This is a genomic window from Pseudomonas sp. PGPR40 (assembly GCF_022014505.1).
In the GTDB taxonomy this organism is placed as follows: Bacteria; Pseudomonadota; Gammaproteobacteria; order Pseudomonadales; family Pseudomonadaceae; genus Aquipseudomonas.
In genome coordinates this window covers 60347-82876 of sequence record NZ_JAKLSP010000031.1, presented here as the reverse complement: position 1 = coordinate 82876, position 22530 = coordinate 60347, and the positions used below count along the sequence as shown (strand labels likewise).

Below are 22530 nucleotides of genomic sequence, written 5' to 3'. Positions count from 1 at the left end.
ATAATCGGCGGCTTTTTTTCATGAGTGCGGGGTAAGTGGATGCGCGATCGACTGTTGGCTGCGGAGAAGGTGAAGGCCATCGATTGGCGTGATGGCGCACTGTACCTGCTGGATCAGCGTATTTTGCCGTTCGAGGAAACCTGGATCGCCTACACCAGCGCTGCGGGTGTGGCTGAGGCCATTCGCTCGATGGTGGTGCGCGGCGCCCCGGCCATCGGTATCAGTGCGGCATATGCCATGGTGCTGTCAGCCCGCACCCGAATGGCCGAGGGCGGTGACTGGCAGGCAGCGTGGGAAGAGGATTTCGCGTTGCTGGCTGATTCCCGTCCAACGGCGGTGAATCTGTTCTGGGCCTTGAGTCGCATGCGTGACCGCCTGGATCGTCTCAAGGAAGATGCAGACCCTCTGGCGGCGCTGGAAGCCGAAGCCATCGCCATCCATGAAAGTGATCGCGAAGCCAACCTGACCATGGCCCAGCTGGGTGTCGACCTGATCCGCAAGCATCAGGGCAACGCCCAGGCGATCCTCACGCACTGCAACACCGGCGCATTGGCCACCGGCGGCTTCGGCACGGCGCTGGGGGTGATTCGCGGGGCTTTCATCGAAGGTATGGTCGAGCGCGTCTATGCCGATGAAACCCGGCCATGGCTGCAAGGTTCGCGATTGACCGCATGGGAATTGGCCAATGAGGGCATTCCCGTGACCCTCAATGCTGACTCCGCCGCCGCGCACATCATGAAAACCAAGGGTGTGACCTGGGTAATCGTCGGCGCCGACCGCATCACCGCCAATGGCGACGTGGCGAACAAGATCGGCACCTACCAACTGGCGGTCAACGCCATGCACCACGGCGTGCGCTTCATGGTGGTGGCGCCGAGTTCGACCATCGACATGAACCTGGCCAGCGGCGACGAAATTCCCATCGAAGAGCGCGACGGCCGCGAGTTGCTGGAAGTCGGCGGCAAGCGGGTCGGGGCGGATGTCGATGCATTCAACCCGGTGTTCGACGTAACCCCTGCGGATTTGATCGATGTGATCATTACCGAAAAAGGCATCGTCGAACGGCCGGACACGGCGAAAATGGCGCAGTTGATGTGCCGTAAGCGGTTGCATTAAGGCTCTTTGGCGTCTGATAAATTGCCTTCGCGAGCAAGCCCGCTCCCACATTGGGCCGAGTCGGTCGCATAATTTGTATGCGACACCGATCCAGTGTGGGAGCGGGCTTGCTCGCGAAGAGGCCCTGACAGTCAACAAATATCGCTGATCAAGCCCCTGATTCTCCATTCAATATAGCTCTAAGCCCCTCTCGTCCCCTTCAAGCCTGCCACCAGTCAACTAACTATGCTCCATGCGCATCTGGGGGATAGGTGCGTGGCGGCTCTTGTGATAACATCCGGCGGTTTCCAGGGTAGCCTGATGCGGCTGCCTTTACTGCGCAGATCCATGGCATAACTCGTTGATTTGTCGTAAGTCGGTGCACGGCACTCAGTCTGCATCGGCGAGCTTCGTTCGTCCCATATGGATGTGACGAAGTTTCACCAGAAAAAGGAATCAGGCTTCTCATGGGCGAACTGGCCAAAGAAATCCTCCCGGTCAATATCGAAGACGAGCTGAAGCAGTCCTACCTCGACTACGCGATGAGCGTGATTGTCGGGCGGGCACTGCCGGATGCGCGCGATGGCTTGAAGCCCGTGCACCGGCGTGTGCTGTTCGCGATGAGCGAGCTGGGCAACGACTTCAACAAGCCGTACAAGAAATCTGCCCGTGTTGTCGGTGACGTGATCGGTAAGTATCACCCGCACGGTGACACCGCGGTGTACGACACCATCGTTCGGATGGCGCAGCCATTCTCGCTGCGTTACCTGCTGGTAGACGGTCAGGGCAACTTCGGTTCGGTGGACGGCGACAACGCCGCGGCCATGCGATACACCGAAGTGCGCATGACCAAGCTGGCGCACGAGCTGCTGGCTGACCTGCACAAAGAAACCGTGGACTGGGTGCCGAACTACGACGGCACCGAAATGATCCCGGCGGTCATGCCGACCCGCATTCCCAACCTGCTGGTCAACGGCTCCAGCGGTATTGCCGTGGGCATGGCGACCAACATTCCGCCGCACAACCTCGGTGAAGTCATCGACGGTTGCCTGGCACTCATCGACAACCCTGAGCTGACTGTCGACGAGCTGATGCAATACATCCCCGGTCCGGACTTCCCGACCGCCGCGATCATCAACGGTCGCGCCGGCATCATCGAAGCCTACCGCACCGGTCGCGGGCGCATTTACATGCGTGCCCGCTCGATGATCGAAGACATCGACAAGGTCGGTGGTCGTCAGCAGATCGTCATCACCGAACTGCCTTACCAGCTGAACAAGGCCCGTCTGATCGAGAAGATCGCCGAGCTGGTCAAGGAGAAGAAGCTCGAAGGCATCACCGAACTGCGCGACGAGTCCGACAAGGACGGTATGCGCGTCGTGATCGAACTGCGTCGCGGTGAAGTGCCAGAGGTGATCCTCAACAACCTCTACGCCCAGACCCAGCTGCAAGCGGTGTTCGGTATCAACATCGTCGCGCTGATCGATGGCCGTCCGCGGATCCTCAACCTCAAGGATCTGCTGGAAGCCTTCGTGCGTCACCGTCGCGAAGTGGTGACCCGTCGTACCGTGTTCGAGCTGCGTAAAGCGCGTGAACGTGGCCATATTCTGGAAGGTCAAGCCGTTGCCCTGTCGAACATCGACCCGGTCATCGCCCTGATCAAGGCCTCGCCAACGCCGTCGGAAGCCAAGGAAGCGCTGATCAGCACGCCTTGGGAATCCACTGCCGTGGTTGCGATGGTCGAACGTGCCGGCGCCGATTCGTGCCGCCCGGAAAACCTCGATCCGCAATACGGTCTGCGCGACGGCAAGTACTTCCTGTCGCCAGAGCAGGCGCAAGCCATTCTGGAGCTGCGTCTGCACCGTCTGACCGGTCTGGAACACGAAAAGCTGCTGGCCGAGTATCAAGAGATCCTCAACCAGATCGGCGAGCTGATCCGCATCCTCAACAGCGCCGTGCGTCTGATGGAAGTGATCCGCGAAGAGCTGGAAGTGATCCGTGCCGAGTACGGCGACGTGCGCCGCACCGAGATTCTCGATGCCCGTCTCGACCTGACCCTGGGCGACATGATCCCGGAAGAAGAGCGCGTCGTGACCATTTCCCACGGTGGCTACGCCAAGACCCAGCCATTGGCTGCGTACCAGGCTCAGCGTCGTGGCGGTAAAGGCAAATCGGCCACCGGCGTCAAGGATGAGGACTACATCGCTCACCTGCTGGTCGCCAACAGCCACACCACGCTGCTGCTGTTCTCCAGCAAAGGCAAGGTGTACTGGCTGAAAACCTATGAAATCCCGGAAGCGTCCCGCGCTGCCCGTGGTCGTCCGCTGGTCAACCTGCTGCCGCTGGAGAGTGATGAATACATCACCACCATGCTGCCGGTCGAGGAATACACCGAAGGTCACTTCATCTTCATGGCCACTGCTAAAGGCACCGTGAAGAAGACCCCGCTGGAATCCTTCAGCCGTCAACGCAGCGTCGGCCTGATCGCGCTGGAGCTGGACGAAGGCGACGTACTGATCTCTGCCGCCATTACCGATGGCGAGCGCGAAGTCATGCTGTTCTCCGACGGTGGCAAGGTCACTCGCTTCAAGGAAACCGACGTCCGCGCCATGGGCCGTACCGCTCGCGGTGTTCGCGGTATGCGTCTGCCGGAAGGCCAGAAGCTGATTTCCATGCTGATCCCGGAAGAAGGCAGCCAGATCCTCACCGCTTCGGCGCGTGGTTTTGGCAAGCGCACTGCGATCACTGAGTTCCCTGAGTACAAGCGTGGCGGTCAGGGCGTTATCGCCATGGTCAGCAACGAGCGTAACGGCCGTCTGGTCGGCGCAGTCCAGGTGCTCGACGGCGAGGAAATCATGCTGATTTCCGACCAGGGGACTTTGGTTCGTACCCGTGTCGACGAAGTCTCCAGCCTGGGTCGTAACACCCAGGGCGTGACCCTGATCAAGCTGGCCAACGATGAAACGCTAGTGGGCCTGGAGCGGGTTCAAGAGCCGTCGGAAGTCGAAGGCGAGGAGCTGGAAGGCGAAGGGCTAGAAGGTGAAGAGGGTGCGGTGTTCGACGGTGAAGTCGTGATTGACGACGTTGCCGAAGACCAGCAACTCGACGCCGCCGCTGACGAAGAGCCGCAAGAGTAAGCGGGCAAGCAGGGGGCGGATGAAGATTCGCCCCCTTGTTGTTTGTCCTGTATGAAAATTTGCGACACTGCACAGGATCGTTCCCATGCTCTGCGTGGGAATGCCGCTCGGGACGCTCCGCGTCCCATGACGCAGAGCGTCATTGGATGCATTCCAACGCAGAGCGTGGGGACGATTATCCGCAGACCGAAAGATTTAAGTGACCACCAAATCAGAGCGAGATTGGATGTGAGCAAGAGAGCCTATAACTTCTGTGCCGGTCCTGCGGCGCTTCCCGAAGCTGTCCTGAAGCGCGCCCAGGGTGAACTCCTTGATTGGCACGGCAAGGGCCTGTCGGTCATGGAAATGAGCCATCGCAGCGATGAGTTCGTGTCCATTGCCACCAAGGCCGAGCAGGATCTGCGTGATCTGCTGAATATCCCCTCGAACTATAAAGTGCTGTTTCTGCAAGGTGGCGCGAGTCAGCAATTTGCTCAGATTCCTCTGAACCTGTTGCCGGAAAACGGCACCGCCGACTATATCGACACCGGTATCTGGTCGCAGAAAGCTATCGAAGAAGCTTCGCGCTACGGCCACGTCAACGTTGCCGCCACCGCCAAGCCTTACGACTATTTCGCGATTCCCGGTCAGAACGAATGGAGCCTGTCCAAAGACGCGGCCTACGTTCATTACGCACCGAACGAAACCATTGGCGGCCTGGAATTCCAATGGATCCCGGACACCGGTGATGTACCGCTGGTGGCCGACATGTCCTCGGACATCCTGTCGCGTCCGGTGGATGTTTCGCGCTTCGGCATGATCTACGCCGGCGCCCAGAAAAACATCGGCCCGAGCGGCATCGTCGTCAACATCGTTCGCGAAGACCTGCTGGGTCACGCCCGTTCCATTTGCCCGACCATGCTCAACTACAAGGTCGCGGCCGATAACGGCTCGATGTACAACACCCCGCCAACCCTGGCCTGGTACTTGTCCGGTCTGGTGTTCGAGTGGCTGAAAGAGCAGGGCGGTGTCGAAGCCATCGGCAAGCTCAATGAAGTGAAGCAGCGCACGCTGTACGACTTCATCGATGCCAGCGGCATGTATAGCAACCCGATCAACAAGTCGGACCGCTCGTGGATGAACGTGCCGTTCCGTCTGGCCGACGATCGTCTCGACAAGCCGTTCCTGGCGGGTGCCGACGAGCGTGGCCTGCTGAACCTCAAAGGCCATCGTTCCGTGGGCGGCATGCGTGCCTCCATCTATAACGCCGTCGATATCGTTGCGGTCAACGCACTGATTTCGTACATGGCAGAGTTCGAGAAGGAACACGGCTAATGTCTGAGCAAGAACTCAAGGCACTGCGCCTGCGCATTGATGCTCTGGACGAAAAAGTCCTGGAGCTGATCAGTGAGCGCGCACGTTGCGCCCAGGAAGTTGCGCGAGTAAAGATGGCCTCGCTGGCCGAAGGCGAAGTGCCGGTGTTCTATCGTCCTGAGCGTGAAGCTCAGGTGCTCAAGCGTGTGATGGAGCGTAACCAGGGGCCACTGGGCAACGAAGAGATGGCGCGGCTGTTCCGCGAAATCATGTCCTCGTGCCTGGCCCTCGAGCAGCCGTTGAAAGTGGCTTACCTCGGCCCTGAAGGCACCTTCACCCAGGCCGCCGCCATGAAGCACTTCGGTCACGCAGTGATCAGCAAGCCGATGGCGGCGATCGATGAAGTGTTCCGCGAAGTGGCGGCCGGTGCGGTGAACTTTGGCGTGGTCCCGGTGGAAAACTCCACCGAGGGCGCGGTCAACCACACCCTCGACAGCTTCCTCGAACACGACATGGTGATCTGCGGCGAAGTCGAACTGCGGATTCACCATCATCTGTTGGTCGGTGAAAACACCAAGACCGACAGCATCAGCCGCATCTATTCCCACGCCCAGTCCCTGGCCCAGTGCCGCAAGTGGCTGGACGCCCATTACCCGAATGTCGAGCGCGTGGCGGTTTCGAGCAACGCCGAAGCGGCCAAGCGGGTCAAGGGTGAGTGGAACTCGGCGGCGATTGCCGGCGACATGGCCGCCGGTCTGTACGGGTTGACCCGTCTGGCCGAGAAAATCGAGGATCGCCCGGACAACTCCACGCGATTCCTGATGATCGGCAGCCAGGAAGTACCGCCGACCGGCGACGACAAGACCTCGATCATCGTCTCCATGAGCAACAAACCCGGTGCGCTCCACGAACTGCTGGTGCCGTTCCACGACAATGGCATCGACCTGACGCGTATCGAGACCCGTCCGTCGCGCAGCGGTAAATGGACCTACGTGTTCTTCATCGACTTCGTCGGCCACCATCGCGATCCGCTAATCAAAGATGTGCTGGAAAAGATCAGTCAGGAAGCAGTGGCACTCAAAGTGCTGGGTTCCTACCCGAAAGCAGTTCTCTAAGGGCGGTAGCAAATGAGTGGCAACTTCCTCGCTCTGGCACAGCCGGGCGTGCAACAACTTTCGCCTTACGTTCCGGGCAAGCCCGTGGACGAACTGGCCCGTGAGCTGAATCTCGATCCGGCCAATATCGTCAAACTGGCGAGCAACGAAAACCCGTTGGGCGCCAGCCCCAAGGCATTGGCAGCGATTGGCGAAGCGCTGACCGAGCTGACCCGTTATCCGGACGGCAACGGTTTTGCGCTCAAGACCCTGCTGGCCGATCAGTGCCGCGTCGAGCTGAATCAGGTGACGCTGGGCAACGGTTCCAATGACATTCTGGAGTTGGTGGCACGTGCCTATCTGGCGCCGGGCCTGAACGCGGTGTTCAGCGCTCATGCGTTTGCGGTCTATCCGATCGTGACCCAGGCCGTTGGTGCCCAGGCAAAAGTGATCCCGGCCAAAGACTGGGGTCATGATCTGTCGGCCATGCTGGCTGCGATCGATGCCGATACCCGCGTGGTGTTCATTGCCAACCCGAACAACCCGACCGGGACCTGGTTCGACGCCCAAGCGCTGGATGATTTCCTGCAGGACGTACCGGCGCATGTGCTGGTGGTGCTGGACGAGGCCTACATCGAATACGCCGAAGGCAGCGACTTGCCCGATGGCCTGGACTATCTGGCGGCCTACCCGAACCTGCTGGTCTCGCGCACCTTCTCCAAGGCCTATGGTCTGGCGTCGCTGCGGGTCGGCTATGGTTTGTCCTCGGCCATCGTCGCCGATGTGCTGAATCGTGTGCGTCAGCCGTTCAACGTCAACAGCCTCGCACTGGCCGCCGCTTGTGCCGCGCTGCAAGATGTCGAATACCTGGCCGAAAGCCGTCGTCTGAACGAGTCCGGCATGCAGCAGCTGCAAGCGGGTTTCCGTGAGTTGGGGCTGAGCTGGATCCCCTCCAAAGGAAACTTCATCTGTGTCGATCTGGGACGCATTGCGGCTCCAGTGTTCGAGGGGTTGCTGCGCGAGGGTGTGATCGTGCGTCCGGTGGCCAACTACGGCATGCCGAACCACCTGCGTATCACCATCGGTTTGCCGGCTGAAAACAGCCGCTTCCTCGAGGCGCTGACCAAGGTTATGGCTCGTGGTTGATGTCACTGCACTGCAATCTGCGCAACCTATGATCGGTCGCCTGGTGGTGGTCGGCCTGGGCTTGATCGGCGGTTCGTTTGCCAAAGGCTTGCGTGAAAGCGGTCTGTGCCGCGAAGTGGTCGGGGTCGATCTTGACCCGCAGTCGCGCAAGCTGGCGGTCGAGTTGGGCGTGGTGGACCGCTGCGAAGAAGACCTGGCCGCGGCTTGCCAGGGCGCTGACGTGATTCAGTTGGCGGTGCCGATCCTGGCCATGGAGAAATTGCTCGCGCTGTTGGCAGGGATGGACCTGGGGCAAGCGATTCTGACCGACGTCGGCAGCGCCAAGGGTAATGTGGTGCGCGCGGCGACCGAGGCGTTTGGCGGCATGCCGGCGCGTTTCGTGCCGGGGCATCCGATTGCCGGCTCCGAGCAGAGCGGGGTGGAAGCCTCCAATGCCGAGCTGTTCCGTCGCCATAAAGTGATTCTGACGCCGCTGGATCAGACTGATCCGGCCGCGCTGGCGGTGGTCGACCGGTTGTGGCGTGAATTGGGCGCCGACGTCGAGCACATGCAGGTCGAGCGTCACGACGAAGTGTTGGCGGCGACCAGCCATCTGCCGCACTTGCTGGCGTTCGGTTTGGTCGATTCGTTGGCCAAACGCAATGAAAATCTTGAGATCTTCCGTTACGCTGCGGGCGGTTTCCGCGATTTCACAAGAATCGCCGGTAGCGACCCGGTCATGTGGCACGACATCTTCCTCGCCAACCGCGAAGCTGTCCTGCGCACACTCGATACATTTCGCAGCGACCTCGACGCCTTGCGCGACGCGGTCGATGCAGGGGATGGGCACCAATTGTTGGGCGTGTTCACGCGCGCCCGGGTTGCCCGCGAGCATTTCAGTAAAATCCTGGCCCGCCGGGCCTATGTGGACGCTATGAATTCCAACGATCTGATTTTCCTGGCACAACCTGGTGGCCGCCTGACTGGGCGGATTCGTGTACCGGGCGACAAATCGATTTCCCACCGCTCGATCATGCTCGGTTCCCTGGCCGAAGGCGTCACCGAAGTGGAAGGTTTCCTCGAGGGCGAAGACGCCCTGGCGACCCTGCAAGCTTTCCGCGACATGGGTGTCGTCATCGAAGGTCCGCACCACGGTCGTGTGACCATTCACGGTGTCGGCCTGCATGGCTTGAAGCCTGCGCCGGGCCCGATCTATCTGGGCAACTCCGGCACTTCGATGCGTCTGCTGTCTGGCCTGTTGGCTGCGCAGAACTTCGATAGCACGCTGACCGGCGATGCTTCGCTGTCCAAGCGTCCGATGAATCGCGTGGCTAATCCGCTGCGTGAAATGGGTGCCGTGATCGAGACTGCTGCTGAAGGTCGTCCACCAATGACCATTCGTGGCGGCAACAAGCTCAAGGGCCTGACTTACACCATGCCAATGGCCAGCGCGCAGGTTAAATCCTGCCTGTTGCTGGCGGGTCTGTATGCCGAAGGCAAGACCACTGTCACCGAGCCGGCACCGACTCGCGACCACACTGAGCGCATGCTGCGCGGCTTCGGTTACCCGGTGACCGTCAACGGCGCGACCGCATCGGTGGAATCCGGCCACAAGCTGACCGCGACCCACATTGAAGTGCCGGGCGATATCTCGTCGTCGGCGTTCTTCCTGGTGGCGGCGTCGATTGCCGAAGGTTCGGAGTTGGTGCTTGAGCACGTCGGCATCAACCCGACCCGTACCGGCGTGATCGACATCCTGCGCCTGATGGGCGCTGACATCACCCTGGAAAACCAGCGTGAAGTTGGCGGCGAGCCGGTAGCGGATCTGCGCGTGCGGGCAGCTAAACTCAAAGGTATCGAGATCCCTGAAGCGCTGGTTCCACTGGCGATCGACGAGTTCCCGGTACTGTTCGTGGCCGCTGCATGTGCCGAAGGGCGCACCGTGTTGCGCGGCGCCGAAGAACTACGCGTGAAAGAGTCGGACCGGATCCAGGTCATGGCGGATGGTCTGTTGGCGCTGGGCGTCAAGTGTGAGCCGACCCCGGACGGCCTCATCATAGATGGCGGCCAGATCGGCGGCGGCGAAGTGCATGGTCACGGCGATCACCGGATTGCCATGGCCTTCAGCGTGGCTTCTTTGCGCGCCACTGCACCGATCCGCATCCATGATTGCGCCAACGTCGCGACCTCGTTCCCGAACTTCCTTGCGCTGTGCGCGCAGGTCGGTATCCGTGTTGCACAAGAGGCTCAGTCGTGAACAAGATCGCACCGGTCATCACCATTGATGGGCCAAGCGGCTCTGGCAAGGGGACTGTCGCCGGCATGCTGGCCAAGCGCCTGGGCTGGAACCTGCTGGATTCCGGTGCGCTTTATCGATTGCTGGCGTTCGCGGCGCATAACCATGGCGTCGACCTGACGAATGAGGAATTGCTTAAAAAGCTTGCCGCTCATCTGGATGTGCAATTCATCGCGGCGACCGACGGTCAGCTACAGCGCATTATTCTGGAAGGCGACGAAGTCAGCGATGTCATTCGGACCGAAAGTATCGGCTCGGGCGCCTCACAGGTCGCTGCGTTGCCCGCCGTGCGCGATGCGCTGCTGCAGCGCCAACGTGCATTTCAGGAGCCGCCGGGCCTGGTGGCCGATGGTCGCGACATGGGCACGGTGGTATTTCCCGACGCGCCGTTGAAGATTTTCCTCACTGCCAGTGCCGAGGAGCGTGCGCGCCGTCGATACTTGCAGTTGAAGGGCAAAGTCGATGGTGTTAGTCTGTCGAGTCTGCTAGATGAGATACGTGCACGCGATGAGCGTGACACCCAGCGAGCGGTAGCCCCGCTCAAACCGGCGGCTGACGCCATACAGCTGGATTCCACGGAATTATCCATCGATCAGGTGCTGGAACGCATCATGAGCGAGATCGCCATTCGCGATATCGCCGGGTGACCAAGAAGGCCGCGGGGGACCAGTCATAGTCCTGCGGTGGCTTCTTTTAAATGAAACTAACCCATACCGTCTGGGGTGTGGAGATGGGCGTATTCTTCGCCCTCATCAACAGGAATTAAAATGAGCGAAAGCTTTGCGGAACTCTTTGAAGAAAGCCTAAAAACCCTGAACCTTCAGGCAGGCTCCATCATCACCGGTGTTATCGTTGATATCGATTACCAGGCTCGCTGGGTAACCGTTCACGCTGGCCTGAAGTCTGAAGCACTCATCCCGCTTGAGCAGTTCTACAACGACGCTGGCGAACTGAACATCAACGTCGGTGACGAAGTTCACGTTGCGCTGGACTCGGTTGAAGACGGCTTTGGTGAAACCAAGCTGTCCCGTGAAAAAGCCAAGCGCGCTGAATGCTGGATTGTTCTGGAAGCAGCCTTCGCAGCCGAAGAAGTGGTCAAGGGCGTTATCAACGGTAAGGTTAAAGGCGGCTTCACTGTCGACGTTAACGGCATCCGTGCGTTCCTGCCAGGTTCTCTGGTTGACGTCCGTCCAGTGCGCGACACCACGCACCTGGAAGGCAAAGAGCTGGAATTCAAGGTCATCAAGCTGGACCAGAAGCGCAATAACGTTGTCGTTTCCCGTCGCAGCGTCCTCGAAGCCGAGAACTCCGCCGAGCGTGAAGCTCTGCTGGAATCCCTGCAGGAAGGCCAACAAGTCAAAGGTATCGTCAAGAACCTCACCGATTACGGCGCATTCGTCGATCTGGGTGGCGTCGATGGCCTGCTGCACATTACCGACATGGCTTGGAAACGTATCAAGCATCCTTCCGAAATCGTCAACGTTGGCGACGAGATCGATGTCAAGGTTCTGAAGTACGATCGCGAACGCAATCGTGTTTCCCTGGGCCTGAAGCAGCTGGGCGAAGATCCATGGGTTGCTATCAAAGCCCGTTACCCAGAAAGCACTCGCGTTACCGCTCGTGTAACCAACCTGACCGACTACGGCTGCTTCGCTGAGCTGGAAGAAGGCGTTGAAGGTCTGGTACACGTTTCCGAAATGGACTGGACCAACAAGAACATCCACCCTTCGAAAGTCGTACAAGTCGGCGACGAAGTGGAAGTCATGGTTCTGGACATCGACGAAGAGCGTCGTCGTATCTCCCTCGGCATCAAGCAGTGCAAATCTAACCCATGGGAAGATTTCTCTGGCCAGTTCAACAAGGGCGATAAAATCTCCGGCACCATCAAGTCGATCACCGATTTCGGTATCTTCATTGGTCTGGACGGCGGCATCGACGGTCTGGTTCACCTGTCCGACATCTCCTGGAACGAAGTGGGCGAAGAAGCCGTTCGCCGCTTCAAGAAGGGCGACGAGCTGGACACCGTTATCCTGTCGGTTGACCCAGAGCGCGAGCGCATCTCCCTGGGTATCAAGCAACTGGAAAGCGATCCGTTCTCCGAGTACGTTCAAGAGAACGACAAAGGCGCCATCGTTAAAGGCATCGTGAAAGAAGTTGACGCTAAAGGCGCCATCATCACTCTGGCCGACGATATCGAAGCGACTCTGAAAGCCTCCGAAATCAGCCGTGACCGCGTTGAAGACGCGCGCAACGTTCTGAAAGAAGGCGAAGAAGTAGAAGCCAAGATCATCAGCGTTGACCGCAAGAGCCGCGTAATCCAGCTCTCGATCAAGTCGAAAGACGTTGAAGACGAGAAAGAAGCCATCCAAAGCTTGAAAGACAAGCCTTCGGATAGCATCGCTGCTGGTCCTACCACTCTGGGCGACCTGTTGCGTGCACAAATGGAAAAACAGAACTAAGTTCTGTCAGACCATAAAAAAGGGCGACTTCGGTCGCCCTTTTTTGTGTCTGCGATTTGGTGAGTCCCAGACGTGCTGACGCATGCCAGTCAGTTAAGCGCAATGCATGTGGGAGCGGGCTTGCTCGCGAAGACGACGGCACAGTCAACATTGATGTCGCCTGATGCACCGCTTTCGCGAGCAAGCCCGCTCCCACAGTTTCGTGCCCTAATGCCAGTCAGTTAAAGGTAGATCGGATCTGTAGGAGCCAGGCTTGCCGGCGAAGGCGTCCTTAAGAGCGCCTTCGCCGGCAAGCCTGGCTCCTACGAAAAGCAGTTTGCTCGGCCGCCTTATTTTCTTTCGTGAAACCAATGATCTACATAAGCTGTCTGTAACTTCATACAGGTCAATCGTCTATTCAAGGCTAGTCTTAGTCTGAAGTGAACGAACGTTGGACGATCCGCCTGGCAATAAGGAAATAAATGAACAAGCTCATTGTCGTGATAGCAGTACTGACATTGGCAGGCTGTACCACTAGCGCCAAGACTCATGCGGTACGCGGAGTCAGTGGCATAGAGATCGATTGTTCAGGATTGGGCTCCGGATGGGAGAGGTGCCACAAGCGCGCTGCCAGGGAGTGCAAGGGCGCAGGTTATAAAGTTGTCGTAAGGTCCGATGACGCGAAGGAGGAAGATGAATTCCCTTTCGGCTTCAATCCTGCGGGTTATCTGACGCGCACCATGCTGGTTATCTGTAGATGAATACGGGGCTTGAGGACGCTTGCGGTGCTCTGAAATCGGGCATCTCATTGCCGGGAAATATATGTCAAGAACTCGGGCTGTTCAAATTCCTCCGGGCATGCTAAAACCTTTGAAGCGCTGATCTAGCTGCTTGAAAAAGAAGGGAAAAATATGACGAAGTCGGAGTTGATCGAACGAATTGTCACCCATCAAGGGCTGCTCTCATCCAAGGATGTGGAGCTGGCCATCAAGACCATGCTTGAGCAAATGTCCCAATGTCTGGCCACGGGTGATCGAATCGAGATCCGTGGTTTTGGCAGCTTCTCTCTGCACTATCGCGCACCGCGCGTTGGTCGCAATCCTAAAACCGGTCAGTCCGTCAGCCTCGACGGCAAGTTCGTTCCGCATTTCAAGCCAGGCAAAGAACTGCGTGATCGTGTGAACGAGGACGAGGAGGAAGGGCTTTGACAGCTGCTGCACTTCAAGGAACCGCTGATGCATAACCTCAAGCGCGTACTTCTCGCTGTATTTGTCCTGTTGCTCGTTCTAACGATCCTGGCGTTCGTTCTTGAGAACCAGCAAGGCGTGTCACTGTTGTTTCTGGGCTGGGCAGGCCCACAGTTACCTGTTTCGCTAATCATGGTGATTGCGCTGCTGATTGGCATGGTAATCGGGCCGATTCTTGGCTGGTTTCTGGGACGTACGTCCAGAGCCTCGCGCAAGCGCCTTGTCTGATTGCGACAAACCCTTTGCACGCATCGGATTTGCGCACAGCTTGTCCATATCCATTAGTAAAACCTTCATTAAGCTGTAAAATGCTGCGCTTGGTCGATAGGGGTATCCCCGCATCGGCTCAGACTGACTCTGTCAGAAGCCACGGCGGGCTTGATGGCTTTTGCATTCATGGATTAGACAGTGCGCGGTTGGCGGCCCTGTCAGCAACTTAAGGGTATGGTTCGCGTGAAAATTCTAGTAACCGGCGGCGCCGGGTTTATCGGCTCGGCAGTCATTCGTCATATCATCTCCAACACTAACGATTCTGTCGTTAACGTCGATAAGCTGACTTATGCCGGTAACCTTGAATCGCTGGCTGAAGTCAGCCAGAACCCGCGTTACGTGTTCGAACGCGTCGACATCTGCGACCGTGATCAAGTGGACCGTGTCCTGCGTGAACACCAACCAGATGCCATCATGCACCTAGCCGCAGAATCCCACGTTGACCGCTCGATCTCCGGTCCGTCTGAATTCATCCAGACCAATATCATCGGCACCTACACCTTGCTGGAAGCAGCACGCCACTATTGGGCGGCACTGGATGATGCGCGCAAAGCCAACTTCCGCTTCCACCATATTTCCACCGACGAAGTCTACGGAGACCTCGAAGGTCCGGAAGACCTCTTCACCGAAACCACGCCGTATCAGCCAAGCTCGCCGTACTCGGCCAGCAAGGCCAGCTCCGATCACCTGGTTCGCGCCTGGGCTCGTACCTACGGCCTGCCGACCCTGGTCACCAACTGCTCGAACAACTACGGTCCGTGCCACTTCCCTGAGAAGTTGATCCCGCTGATCATCCTCAACGCACTGGAAGGCAAGCCGCTGCCGGTTTACGGCAAGGGCAACCAGGTTCGTGATTGGCTCTATGTCGAAGACCACGCCCGCGCACTTTACAAAGTCGTGACCGAAGGCGTGATCGGCGAGACCTACAACATCGGCGGCCACAACGAGAAGCAAAACATCGAAGTGGTGCATACCCTGTGCGCACTGCTCGACGAACTGCGTCCAGATTCCGCTCATCGCCCGCATGCCAGCCTGATCACCTACGTTCAGGATCGCCCGGGCCACGACCAGCGCTACGCAATCGACGCCAGCAAAATCCAGCGCGAGTTGGGCTGGACCCCGGAAGAAACCTTTGAAACCGGTATTCGCAAGACCGTCGAGTGGTACCTGAACAACACTGAATGGGTAGCTCACGTGAAGAGCGGCAGCTACCAGCAATGGATCGACCAAAACTACACGGATCGTTCGGACAAAGCATGAAAATCCTCCTGTTGGGAAAAAACGGCCAGGTGGGCTGGGAGCTGCAACGCGCCCTTGCACCGCTTGGCGAATTGATCGCCCTGGACCGTCACCCGGTCGATGGTTTGAGTGGCGACTTGTCTGACCTCGACGCACTGCGCGCGACGATCCGCCAGGTCAAGCCTGACGTCATCGTCAACGCTGCGGCCTACACCGCCGTCGATAAAGCCGAGTCCGAGACTGAGCTGGCCGACCGCGTGAACGGTCAGGCGAGTCGGGTCATGGCTGAAGAGGCTGCATCCCTGGATGCCTGGCTGATTCACTATTCGACCGACTATGTGTTCAGCGGTGAAGGCCTGAAGCCATGGCAAGAGACAGATGCCGTCGCTCCGGTGAATCACTACGGCGCCAGCAAACTGGCCGGCGAGCAAGCGATTACCGCTTCGGGCTGCAAGCACCTGATCTTCCGCACTAGCTGGGTCTATGGCGCTCGCGGCAACAACTTTGCCAAGACCATGCTGCGTCTGGCCAAGGACCGCGACACCCTGAGCGTCATTGCCGACCAGATCGGCGCCCCGACCGGTGCAGATCTGATCGCCGACGTGACGGCGTTGGCCATTCAGCAAGTCCTGCAGCGCCCTGAACTGGCGGGCCTGTATCACCTGGCGGCCGCTGGCGAAGTGTCCTGGCACGGCTATGCCAGCCATGTGATCGGTTTTTCCAAGGCCAACGGTGAAGAGCTCGCCGTCACGACGATCAATCCGATCGACACCACTGCTTACCCAACTCCGGCGCGTCGTCCTCTGAACTCACGGTTGAATACACAGAAGCTGCGCGACAATTTTTCTCTGCACTTGCCGGATTGGAAAAGTGGTGTCACCCGAATGCTTATGGAAGTCCTGAATAAATGACCACGACAAATCGTAAAGGCATCATCCTCGCTGGTGGCTCGGGCACTCGTCTGCACCCGCTGACCCTCGGCGTGTCCAAGCAGATGCTGCCGATCTACGACAAGCCGATGATCTTCTATCCGCTGTCGGTGCTGATGCTTGCCGGCATGCGCGAAATCCTGATTATCTCCACCCCTGAAGACCTGCCGAACTTCCGCAAATTGCTGGGCGATGGCAGCCTGTATGGCATCAAGCTGACTTACGCTGAACAGCCTAGTCCAGACGGTCTGGCACAAGCCTTCATCATTGGCGAAGAATTCATCGGCAAGGATCCTTGCTGCCTGATCCTCGGCGATAACATCTTCTACGGTCAGCACTTCTCGGAGAACCTGCGCTCCGCCAGCACTCAAGAGCACGGTGCGACCGTATTCGGTTATCACGTTTCGGATCCAGAGCGTTTTGGTGTCGTCGAGTTCGACGCCGCTGGCCGCGCCTTGAGCATCGAAGAGAAGCCGCAGAAACCAAAATCCAGCTATGCGGTGACTGGTTTGTACTTTTACGACAACCAGGTTGTCGAGATCGCCAAGAGCATCAAGCCATCCCCACGTGGCGAGCTGGAAATTACCGACATTAACCGTGCCTACCTCGAGCAGAAGACCCTCAACGTCGAAATGCTCGGCCGTGGCTTCGCCTGGCTGGACACCGGTACCCATGATTCGCTGCTGGAAGCGAGTCACTTCGTGCACACCATTGAGCAGCGCCAGGGTCTGAAAGTGGCTTGCCTGGAAGAGATTGCTTACCACAATGGCTGGATTAGTGCCGAGCAGTTGGGTACTCAAGCTGATGCTCTGAAGAAGACTGGCTACGGTCAGTACCTGCAGAAACTGCTGGACTCGCCTTCTCGCTAAGACGAGAGCTATCTCTCTCCAGTGTTCAAATCATGCAAGCAGGAATGGCATGCCAGTAAAATCTCCCAAGGTTGCAGTTTTACTGGCTGCCTACAACGGTATGCATTGGATCGAGGAGCAACTGGCCTCGATCCTTGGTCAGTCTGACGTAGACGTTACCGTACACATCAGCATTGACTCCTCCACTGACGGTACCGCAGCCTGGTGCGCGGCTTATGCAGCAGAGCATCACCAGGTAGTCGTTCTACCGGACGCCGGTAGATTCGGTGGGGCCTCGCGTAATTTCTTTCGATTGATTCGTGATGTCGACTTCGGCTCCTTCGATTTTATTGCCTTTGCCGACCAGGATGACATTTGGCACAAAGACAAACTGAAGCGTGCAGTTGACGCCATTCAAACTCGCCAGGTCGATGCCTACTCCAGCAACGTTACGGCTTTTTGGTCGGATGGCAGCACCCACTTGTTAGACAAGGCTCAACCCCAGGTTGAATGGGACTACCTGTTCGAAGCGGCGGGTCCGGGTTGTACCTATGTGTTTAGCAAAAAGCTGGCAGAGTCCTTGAAAGCGGCGATGCTTGAAAATTGGCAGCATCTGCAGGAAGTCACTTTGCATGACTGGTATTGCTATGCTTTTGCCCGCAGTCATGGCTATCGCTGGTATATCGACCCGCTGCCATCCATGGAATATCGCCAACATGAGCGTAATCAGGTAGGTGCCAACAAGGGGTTGAGCCCATTGATTGCCCGTTACAAAACGATTCATGACGGTTGGTGGTTTAATCAGGTTCAGTTAATTGCCAAATTGTTGGGGCAGGAAAGCGAGCCTTTCGTGAAGGACTGGTTGCAATTGGGCCGTCGGCAACTCATTAAACTGTCTTTGAATGCCTGGAAGTGCCGGCGCCGGATGCGCGATAAAGTTTTTTTCTTTTGTATCTGCTGGACGACCGCATTAATGGGGAACAAAGCCAAGTGAGAGTCCCAAGCGTTCTGGTTACAGGGGCAAACGGCTTTGTAGGCGAGGCACTTGTCTTCCGGCTGCTGATTGATAAAAAGTTCAGCCCGATAGCCGCTGTTCGCGGTACCACCCGGTTACATGGTCTATGTCCGGTCATGTCGTTCAATCTTGTCGATGGAAGGGCGCTGCCCTCTCTGAATGAGGTCGATGTCGTCATTCATGCGGCTGCTCGAGTTCATGTGATGAATGAGAGTGCTATGGATGTCTTGGCCGAATATCGTAAGGTCAATGTTGAAGGCACGCTCAGGCTTGCCCGCTTTGCGGCCGAGTCAGGTGTGACGCGTTTCATTTTTATCAGTTCGGTGAAGGTTAATGGCGAAAGCACTGCTCTGGGTGAGCCCTTCAAGGCGGACGACCCCGTGTACCCGACCGACCCCTATGGTCTGTCGAAATATGAGGCTGAAGAGGCGCTGAAGGGGCTGGGCCAGGAAACCGGTATGGAAATCGTGATCATTCGCCCGCCGCTTGTCTATGGCCCTGGGGTTAAAGCCAACTTCCAGAGCATGCTGCGTTGGCTCAATAAAGGTATTCCGCTGCCATTGGGGGCCATCCATAACCAACGTAGCCTGGTGTCGATAGGAAATCTGGTGGATCTAATCGTGACTTGTATTGACCATCCGCAGGCCGCCAACCAGACATTTCTGGTGAGCGATGGTGAAGATCTGTCCACGACCCAATTACTACGACGACTGGCGACTGCTTTGGACAAGCAGGCCTGGCTGTTGCCGTTTCCCATGCGGCTGTTGAAGTTCACCGCCTTGATGTTTAACAGGCAGTCCGTCGCAGAGCGTATCTGCGGTTCGCTTCAGGTCGATATCAGTAAAAATCGAATTTTGTTGGATTGGACTCCCCCGATCAGTATGGATAAAGCCATGCGACAGGCCGCTGGCCATTTTCTGGAAAAGCAGACGAAATGAGTTATTGGTGGCTGTTACTTGTCGTATTTGTGGTGTCCTGGGGGCTAACGCTTATCTTGCGTCGATATGCCTTAGCAAGAAGCTTGATGGACATTCCCAATGAGCGCAGTTCCCACAGTGTTCCGACACCGCGGGGCGGAGGGGTGGCCATCGTTGTATCTTTGGCTTTAGCTTTCCCGGTCCTTGGCGGGTTTGGACTGCTTGCCCCGGCCATCCTTTACGGCGTGTTGGGCGCGTGTTTGCTGGTTGCCGTGATTGGCTTTGCAGATGATCACGGACATATTGCGGCTCGATGGCGGTTGTTAGGACATTTCATTGCAGCCATGTGGGCTCTGTTCTGGTTGAACGGGTTGCCTACGATTTCATTCTTTGGCACTGCGGTTGATTTGGGGTGGATCGGCAACGGCCTGGCTCTGGTTTACCTGGTCTGGATGCTTAATCTTTACAACTTCATGGATGGTATCGACGGTCTGGCCAGTGCCGAAGCCATTTGTGCCTGCTTGGGTATGTGCGCGGTGTACTGGTTTAGTGCACACATGGAACTGGTCTGGGCTCCAGTGATATTAGCTGCCGCAGTGGCTGGATTCCTATGTTGGAACTTTCCGCCTGCACGAATTTTCATGGGGGATGCAGGAAGTGGATTCCTCGGTTTTCTTTTGGCAGCGTTAGCGATACAAGCGGCCTGGACGGCGCCCGAGCTGTTCTGGAGTTGGATGATAGTGCTGGGAGTTTTTATTGTCGATGCCACATGGACATTGATCAGACGATTTGCTCGGGGCGATAAAGTATCTCAGGCGCATCGTAGTCACGCGTATCAGTATGCGTCGCGTCGCTTCGCCAGTCATAAGGTTGTTACCCTGTGGATTGTAGCTATTAACTTGCTATGGCTGACGCCTATAGCAATCATTGTCGCTAAAGGGGGGATGCCTGGGGTTGCCGGCCTGTTGTTGGCTTACCTGCCATTAGCTGCACTATGCTATGTATTCACCGCAGGAGCATTAGAGCATAGTGATGAAAGTTAAATTTCATGGGTTGTAAAAAAAGCCGCACCTTATAGGTGCGGCTTTTTTTTTAGTTAAGTCCAATATTTAAATCTATCACGTCAACACTTTCTCGGTCTCTGGCGGTGATATAAATATTGCCATTTGTTGTACCCTGTGGGATAGGCAGGGTTTCTGTGAAGTTTACTCGACCTTTCATGCACGGAATGAGCTTGTAGTAGACTGGAGGCACGTCCCAGTTGATTTGAGCAATAAACGAACCGCTTGAGTCGGAACACTCAAAGGTTACATCATATTTTGCAGATCTCGCGTTGCTGATTGAGATTGTTGCGATTACTTTCGGAGTGGTATCAGCCATCAATGAATGCGTGGGCGTCGCATTGGGGGCCTGGGTGCGCATGTCAAAGAGTGGTTTGTAGCGAACCTCATCTGTTGAAATTTTGTAAGCGATGAGCGGGCCGACTTGGTAGATAGGCTGGCCGTGCAGCGTCAAAAAATCAAGCATTGCATTTCGATTTGTTAGAGTGACCGATAGGGTAGAATCCCAGACGACATACTCAACGTGATTGCGCTCAATCAAGGTAACAATATCGGCCTTGGTTTTGATTCGATCATATTCGTCTCTCTGTTTCGGAGAGTACCAGTTCGTATAAATCGGTTTTCCGAGTAGTGTCGCTCCCAGCGTTGCATTGGGATCGTATAACACGGTTGGGTTTTTGGCATCGTTACTAAGATAGGTTGTGAGTGACTTAGAAGGTGCGACGATGTCGGTAATCGTCGCCTTGCCTTGTGCTGTATAGGACAGCTGTGTGGGGTGGGAAAAAAACCACGTAATGCCAGGAAAAAAGAAGATGTTCGCTGCGATAAAGAACATGAAAATACTTCTGATAACCCACGTTGCATTCGTAGAGCCGTCGGAAACACTACGGGGTCGATAAAGCAGAAAACCTACAATCACGCTCGCAAGCGGCACAATAGGGAACAGATAACGCCAATACTGGGAGGCTGAAAACATGACAAGCCCAAAGCCCAGTGTAGGTGTTATGAGGATCAATTTGAGTTGCGTGTTTATTTTTGTGCTGGCAATTAGTGTGATTATGCCGATTGGCAATAGATACAAATATTGAAAGCCAGCAACAAAATTTTTTGATTCATAGTAAGTGCTTGTGTTGTAAAAAATCGACCAGAAGCTCTTTAATGAAAATCCTTTCTGATATAGGGGGTCCGAAAAATTTCGTATGTCGAAATACGGTGATTTGAATATCTCGTTATATAGAGGGAATAGTGGGTTGCCTGATGCAAACCAAGAATAAATATATGACTGAACTGCGGTAAAAGACAATATAAGTATAAATAGTATATAAAGCGTACGCTGATGATGTCTTTTGTCAGCTTTAAAGTGTATTTTTTCACGCAGAAATAATGGCGCGTACGCTATTAGTAGCGTAAAGCCCAAAACCATTCCGGGCAGTTTGGTTGCGGCGCATAATGATGCTGCAGACAAAATGGAGAGCGATCTGCTACAGGCATCCCCTGTGCTTTCTTCCAGCAGTACTTTTACCCCCATGGTTATCAGCAATGCCAGAAGTAACTCAGTTTGCAGCGATGTCAAGAGAGTCGAGAGGATAGGGGTGCTGCAGAGCAGAAGTAGAAGGAGAGTCTTGTCGAGATGTTTGTCGAGAAAACTGGAAGATATCATCCATACTGCACGAAGAAGTAGCCCCAGCATTGCTATATTCAATGCCCCTCTTGCATCGGAGTTTGACGCCAACGAAATGATCGAATGCAGTAGGTCGATGGCAAATGGGGCGACAGACCAAATCTGGTGTTCGATATCGAAACTATAGAAATGGTATTGAGTCAGTTCTGTCCACATCCTTAGATGTAATACGTTATCGTCAAATCCGATAGAGGGGAAAAAGCTAAATCTGGAAACGTAGCCGATGAATAAAACCAGAGCAACTACCGTTCGGAAGGACATCTGCTGAAGCGTGGCGAGTGGGGTTGAGGCAGTATCGCGTAACGCACTCAGTAGTAAACTTCTTGCGTCTTTTTTCTTCAGAAATAGAAAAGGAATACCTAGGATTGCGAGATAGATGACCTGATGGTTGACCGGGAAATGGATTAATAGGCTGAAGACACAAACGTAGAGGCAAATTCCAATAAGAAGTGCACGATCGAATAACGCTAACGTCAGTGTTTCAGTTGATACCAATAGTAGAGCCAGTCTACCAAGCAGGTAAGAGGATATGATGAAATAAATAATTGTCAGTGTACTTGCGATACCTGTGCCTATGGCTAAGTATGAAAGTAGTAGTGCTACTAAGGCTAGGTTCGAATAACCAAAGTTCTTGAATTTTAAGAGCGCAGAGATTAAAAGTACACCAAGTGTCCAGGATGCGATATCTAAAAGTAATGGTGTGTTCCAATAAAAAGGAAGTGTGGGCGAGTAATGTGCCACCAGAGCGGGAATGCTCAAGGCGGCGATCAATAGCGCGCCAGTGATGATTTGTGAGGAAAGTGATGTGATTTTAGACATCTGAAAACTGCCAGGGCTTTTTAAAA

18 protein-coding genes are annotated in these 22530 nt (G+C 56.0%); 17 read left to right on the top strand and 1 reads right to left on the bottom strand.

Translation table 11 applies throughout. The features are described 5' to 3' along the window. Positions 1–39: 39 nt before the first annotated feature. The 17 genes from mtnA (at position 40) to MEB48_RS23675 (ending at position 19986) form a co-directional block, all read left to right on the top strand. A complete protein-coding gene (gene mtnA, locus MEB48_RS23755; protein WP_237886284.1) occupies positions 40–1116 on the top strand; it encodes an S-methyl-5-thioribose-1-phosphate isomerase in 1077 nt (358 codons plus the stop codon). 446 nt (positions 1117–1562) lie between these two features. Continuing rightward, entirely contained in the window at positions 1563–4232 is a 2670-nt protein-coding gene (gene gyrA / locus MEB48_RS23750) for a DNA gyrase subunit A (RefSeq protein WP_237886283.1), read from the top strand. A 228-nt stretch (positions 4233–4460) separates the two neighbouring features. Then, the gene (gene serC / locus MEB48_RS23745) at positions 4461–5546 is read left to right on the top strand and encodes a 3-phosphoserine/phosphohydroxythreonine transaminase (protein ID WP_237886282.1); all 1086 of its coding nucleotides are present in this window, start codon (positions 4461–4463) and stop codon (positions 5544–5546) included. Beyond that, positions 5546–6640: a prephenate dehydratase gene (gene pheA, locus MEB48_RS23740; protein WP_237886281.1), complete on the top strand. Its 1095-nt coding sequence runs from the start codon at positions 5546–5548 to the stop codon at positions 6638–6640. The genes serC and pheA overlap by 1 nt, the downstream gene beginning before the upstream one ends. A 12-nt stretch (positions 6641–6652) precedes the next feature. After that, a complete protein-coding gene (hisC, locus tag MEB48_RS23735) occupies positions 6653–7765 on the top strand; it encodes a histidinol-phosphate transaminase (RefSeq protein WP_237886280.1) in 1113 nt (370 codons plus the stop codon). A 28-nt stretch (positions 7766–7793) separates the two neighbouring features. Beyond that, positions 7794–10001 (top strand): bifunctional prephenate dehydrogenase/3-phosphoshikimate 1-carboxyvinyltransferase, encoded by a 2208-nt coding sequence (locus MEB48_RS23730; protein WP_237886295.1) that lies wholly within the window; start codon positions 7794–7796, stop codon positions 9999–10001. Further along, positions 9998–10687, top strand: coding sequence for a (d)CMP kinase (cmk, locus tag MEB48_RS23725; RefSeq protein ID WP_237886279.1), 690 nt, complete (start codon positions 9998–10000; stop codon positions 10685–10687). The genes MEB48_RS23730 and cmk overlap by 4 nt, the downstream gene beginning before the upstream one ends. Positions 10688–10807: 120 nt before the next feature. Further along, positions 10808–12499: a 30S ribosomal protein S1 gene (rpsA, locus tag MEB48_RS23720; RefSeq protein WP_030128738.1), complete on the top strand. Its 1692-nt coding sequence runs from the start codon at positions 10808–10810 to the stop codon at positions 12497–12499. A 461-nt stretch (positions 12500–12960) separates the two neighbouring features. Then, on the top strand, positions 12961–13239 hold the full coding sequence (locus MEB48_RS23715) for a hypothetical protein (protein ID WP_237886278.1): 279 nt from the start codon (positions 12961–12963) through the stop codon (positions 13237–13239). Positions 13240–13389: 150 nt separating this feature from the next. Continuing rightward, positions 13390–13686 (top strand): integration host factor subunit beta, encoded by a 297-nt coding sequence (ihfB, locus tag MEB48_RS23710; protein WP_003369729.1) that lies wholly within the window; start codon positions 13390–13392, stop codon positions 13684–13686. 27 nt (positions 13687–13713) lie between these two features. Then, entirely contained in the window at positions 13714–13953 is a 240-nt protein-coding gene (locus tag MEB48_RS23705) for a LapA family protein (protein WP_095055797.1), read from the top strand. Positions 13954–14178: 225 nt separating this feature from the next. Beyond that, a complete protein-coding gene (gene rfbB / locus MEB48_RS23700; RefSeq protein ID WP_237886277.1) occupies positions 14179–15255 on the top strand; it encodes a dTDP-glucose 4,6-dehydratase in 1077 nt (358 codons plus the stop codon). Continuing rightward, positions 15252–16145 (top strand): dTDP-4-dehydrorhamnose reductase, encoded by an 894-nt coding sequence (gene rfbD / locus MEB48_RS23695; RefSeq protein WP_237886276.1) that lies wholly within the window; start codon positions 15252–15254, stop codon positions 16143–16145. The genes rfbB and rfbD overlap by 4 nt, the downstream gene beginning before the upstream one ends. Continuing rightward, complete coding sequence (rfbA, locus tag MEB48_RS23690; RefSeq protein WP_237886275.1) at positions 16142–17032, top strand: glucose-1-phosphate thymidylyltransferase RfbA; 891 nt, start codon at positions 16142–16144, stop codon at positions 17030–17032. The genes rfbD and rfbA overlap by 4 nt, the downstream gene beginning before the upstream one ends. A gap of 49 nt (positions 17033–17081) precedes the next feature. Then, entirely contained in the window at positions 17082–18005 is a 924-nt protein-coding gene (locus MEB48_RS23685) for a glycosyltransferase (protein WP_237886274.1), read from the top strand. Then, positions 17960–18964 carry a UDP-glucose 4-epimerase family protein gene (locus MEB48_RS23680; protein ID WP_269137596.1) on the top strand — a complete coding sequence of 335 codons (1005 nt, stop codon included), beginning with the start codon at positions 17960–17962 and terminating at the stop codon, positions 18962–18964. The genes MEB48_RS23685 and MEB48_RS23680 overlap by 46 nt, the downstream gene beginning before the upstream one ends. Then, a complete protein-coding gene (locus MEB48_RS23675; protein WP_237886273.1) occupies positions 18961–19986 on the top strand; it encodes an MraY family glycosyltransferase in 1026 nt (341 codons plus the stop codon). The genes MEB48_RS23680 and MEB48_RS23675 overlap by 4 nt, the downstream gene beginning before the upstream one ends. Positions 19987–20035: 49 nt before the next feature. Here the strand turns inward: MEB48_RS23675 and MEB48_RS23670 are convergent, their stop codons facing one another. Then, positions 20036–22504, bottom strand: a complete 2469-nt coding sequence (locus MEB48_RS23670) for a hypothetical protein (RefSeq protein WP_237886272.1) — start codon at positions 22502–22504, stop codon at positions 20036–20038. Positions 22505–22530 lie beyond the last annotated feature (26 nt).

What these genes read in the sequence shown, in the direction of transcription:
- MEB48_RS23705 (WP_095055797.1), top strand. Translation starts at nt 13,714, where the DNA reads ATGCATAACCTCAAGCGCGTACTTCTCGCTGTATTTGTCCTGTTGCTC.
- MEB48_RS23675 (WP_237886273.1), top strand. Translation starts at nt 18,961, where the DNA reads ATGAGTTATTGGTGGCTGTTACTTGTCGTATTTGTGGTGTCCTGGGGG.
- MEB48_RS23730 (WP_237886295.1), top strand. Translation starts at nt 7,794, where the DNA reads ATGATCGGTCGCCTGGTGGTGGTCGGCCTGGGCTTGATCGGCGGTTCG.
- pheA (WP_237886281.1), top strand. Translation starts at nt 5,546, where the DNA reads ATGTCTGAGCAAGAACTCAAGGCACTGCGCCTGCGCATTGATGCTCTG.
- gyrA (WP_237886283.1), top strand. Translation starts at nt 1,563, where the DNA reads ATGGGCGAACTGGCCAAAGAAATCCTCCCGGTCAATATCGAAGACGAG.
- hisC (WP_237886280.1), top strand. Translation starts at nt 6,653, where the DNA reads ATGAGTGGCAACTTCCTCGCTCTGGCACAGCCGGGCGTGCAACAACTT.
- MEB48_RS23715 (WP_237886278.1), top strand. Translation starts at nt 12,961, where the DNA reads ATGAACAAGCTCATTGTCGTGATAGCAGTACTGACATTGGCAGGCTGT.
- ihfB (WP_003369729.1), top strand. Translation starts at nt 13,390, where the DNA reads ATGACGAAGTCGGAGTTGATCGAACGAATTGTCACCCATCAAGGGCTG.
- MEB48_RS23670 (WP_237886272.1), bottom strand. Translation starts at nt 22,504, where the DNA reads ATGTCTAAAATCACATCACTTTCCTCACAAATCATCACTGGCGCGCTA.
- rfbD (WP_237886276.1), top strand. Translation starts at nt 15,252, where the DNA reads ATGAAAATCCTCCTGTTGGGAAAAAACGGCCAGGTGGGCTGGGAGCTG.
- MEB48_RS23685 (WP_237886274.1), top strand. Translation starts at nt 17,082, where the DNA reads ATGCCAGTAAAATCTCCCAAGGTTGCAGTTTTACTGGCTGCCTACAAC.
- rpsA (WP_030128738.1), top strand. Translation starts at nt 10,808, where the DNA reads ATGAGCGAAAGCTTTGCGGAACTCTTTGAAGAAAGCCTAAAAACCCTG.
- rfbA (WP_237886275.1), top strand. Translation starts at nt 16,142, where the DNA reads ATGACCACGACAAATCGTAAAGGCATCATCCTCGCTGGTGGCTCGGGC.
- mtnA (WP_237886284.1), top strand. Translation starts at nt 40, where the DNA reads ATGCGCGATCGACTGTTGGCTGCGGAGAAGGTGAAGGCCATCGATTGG.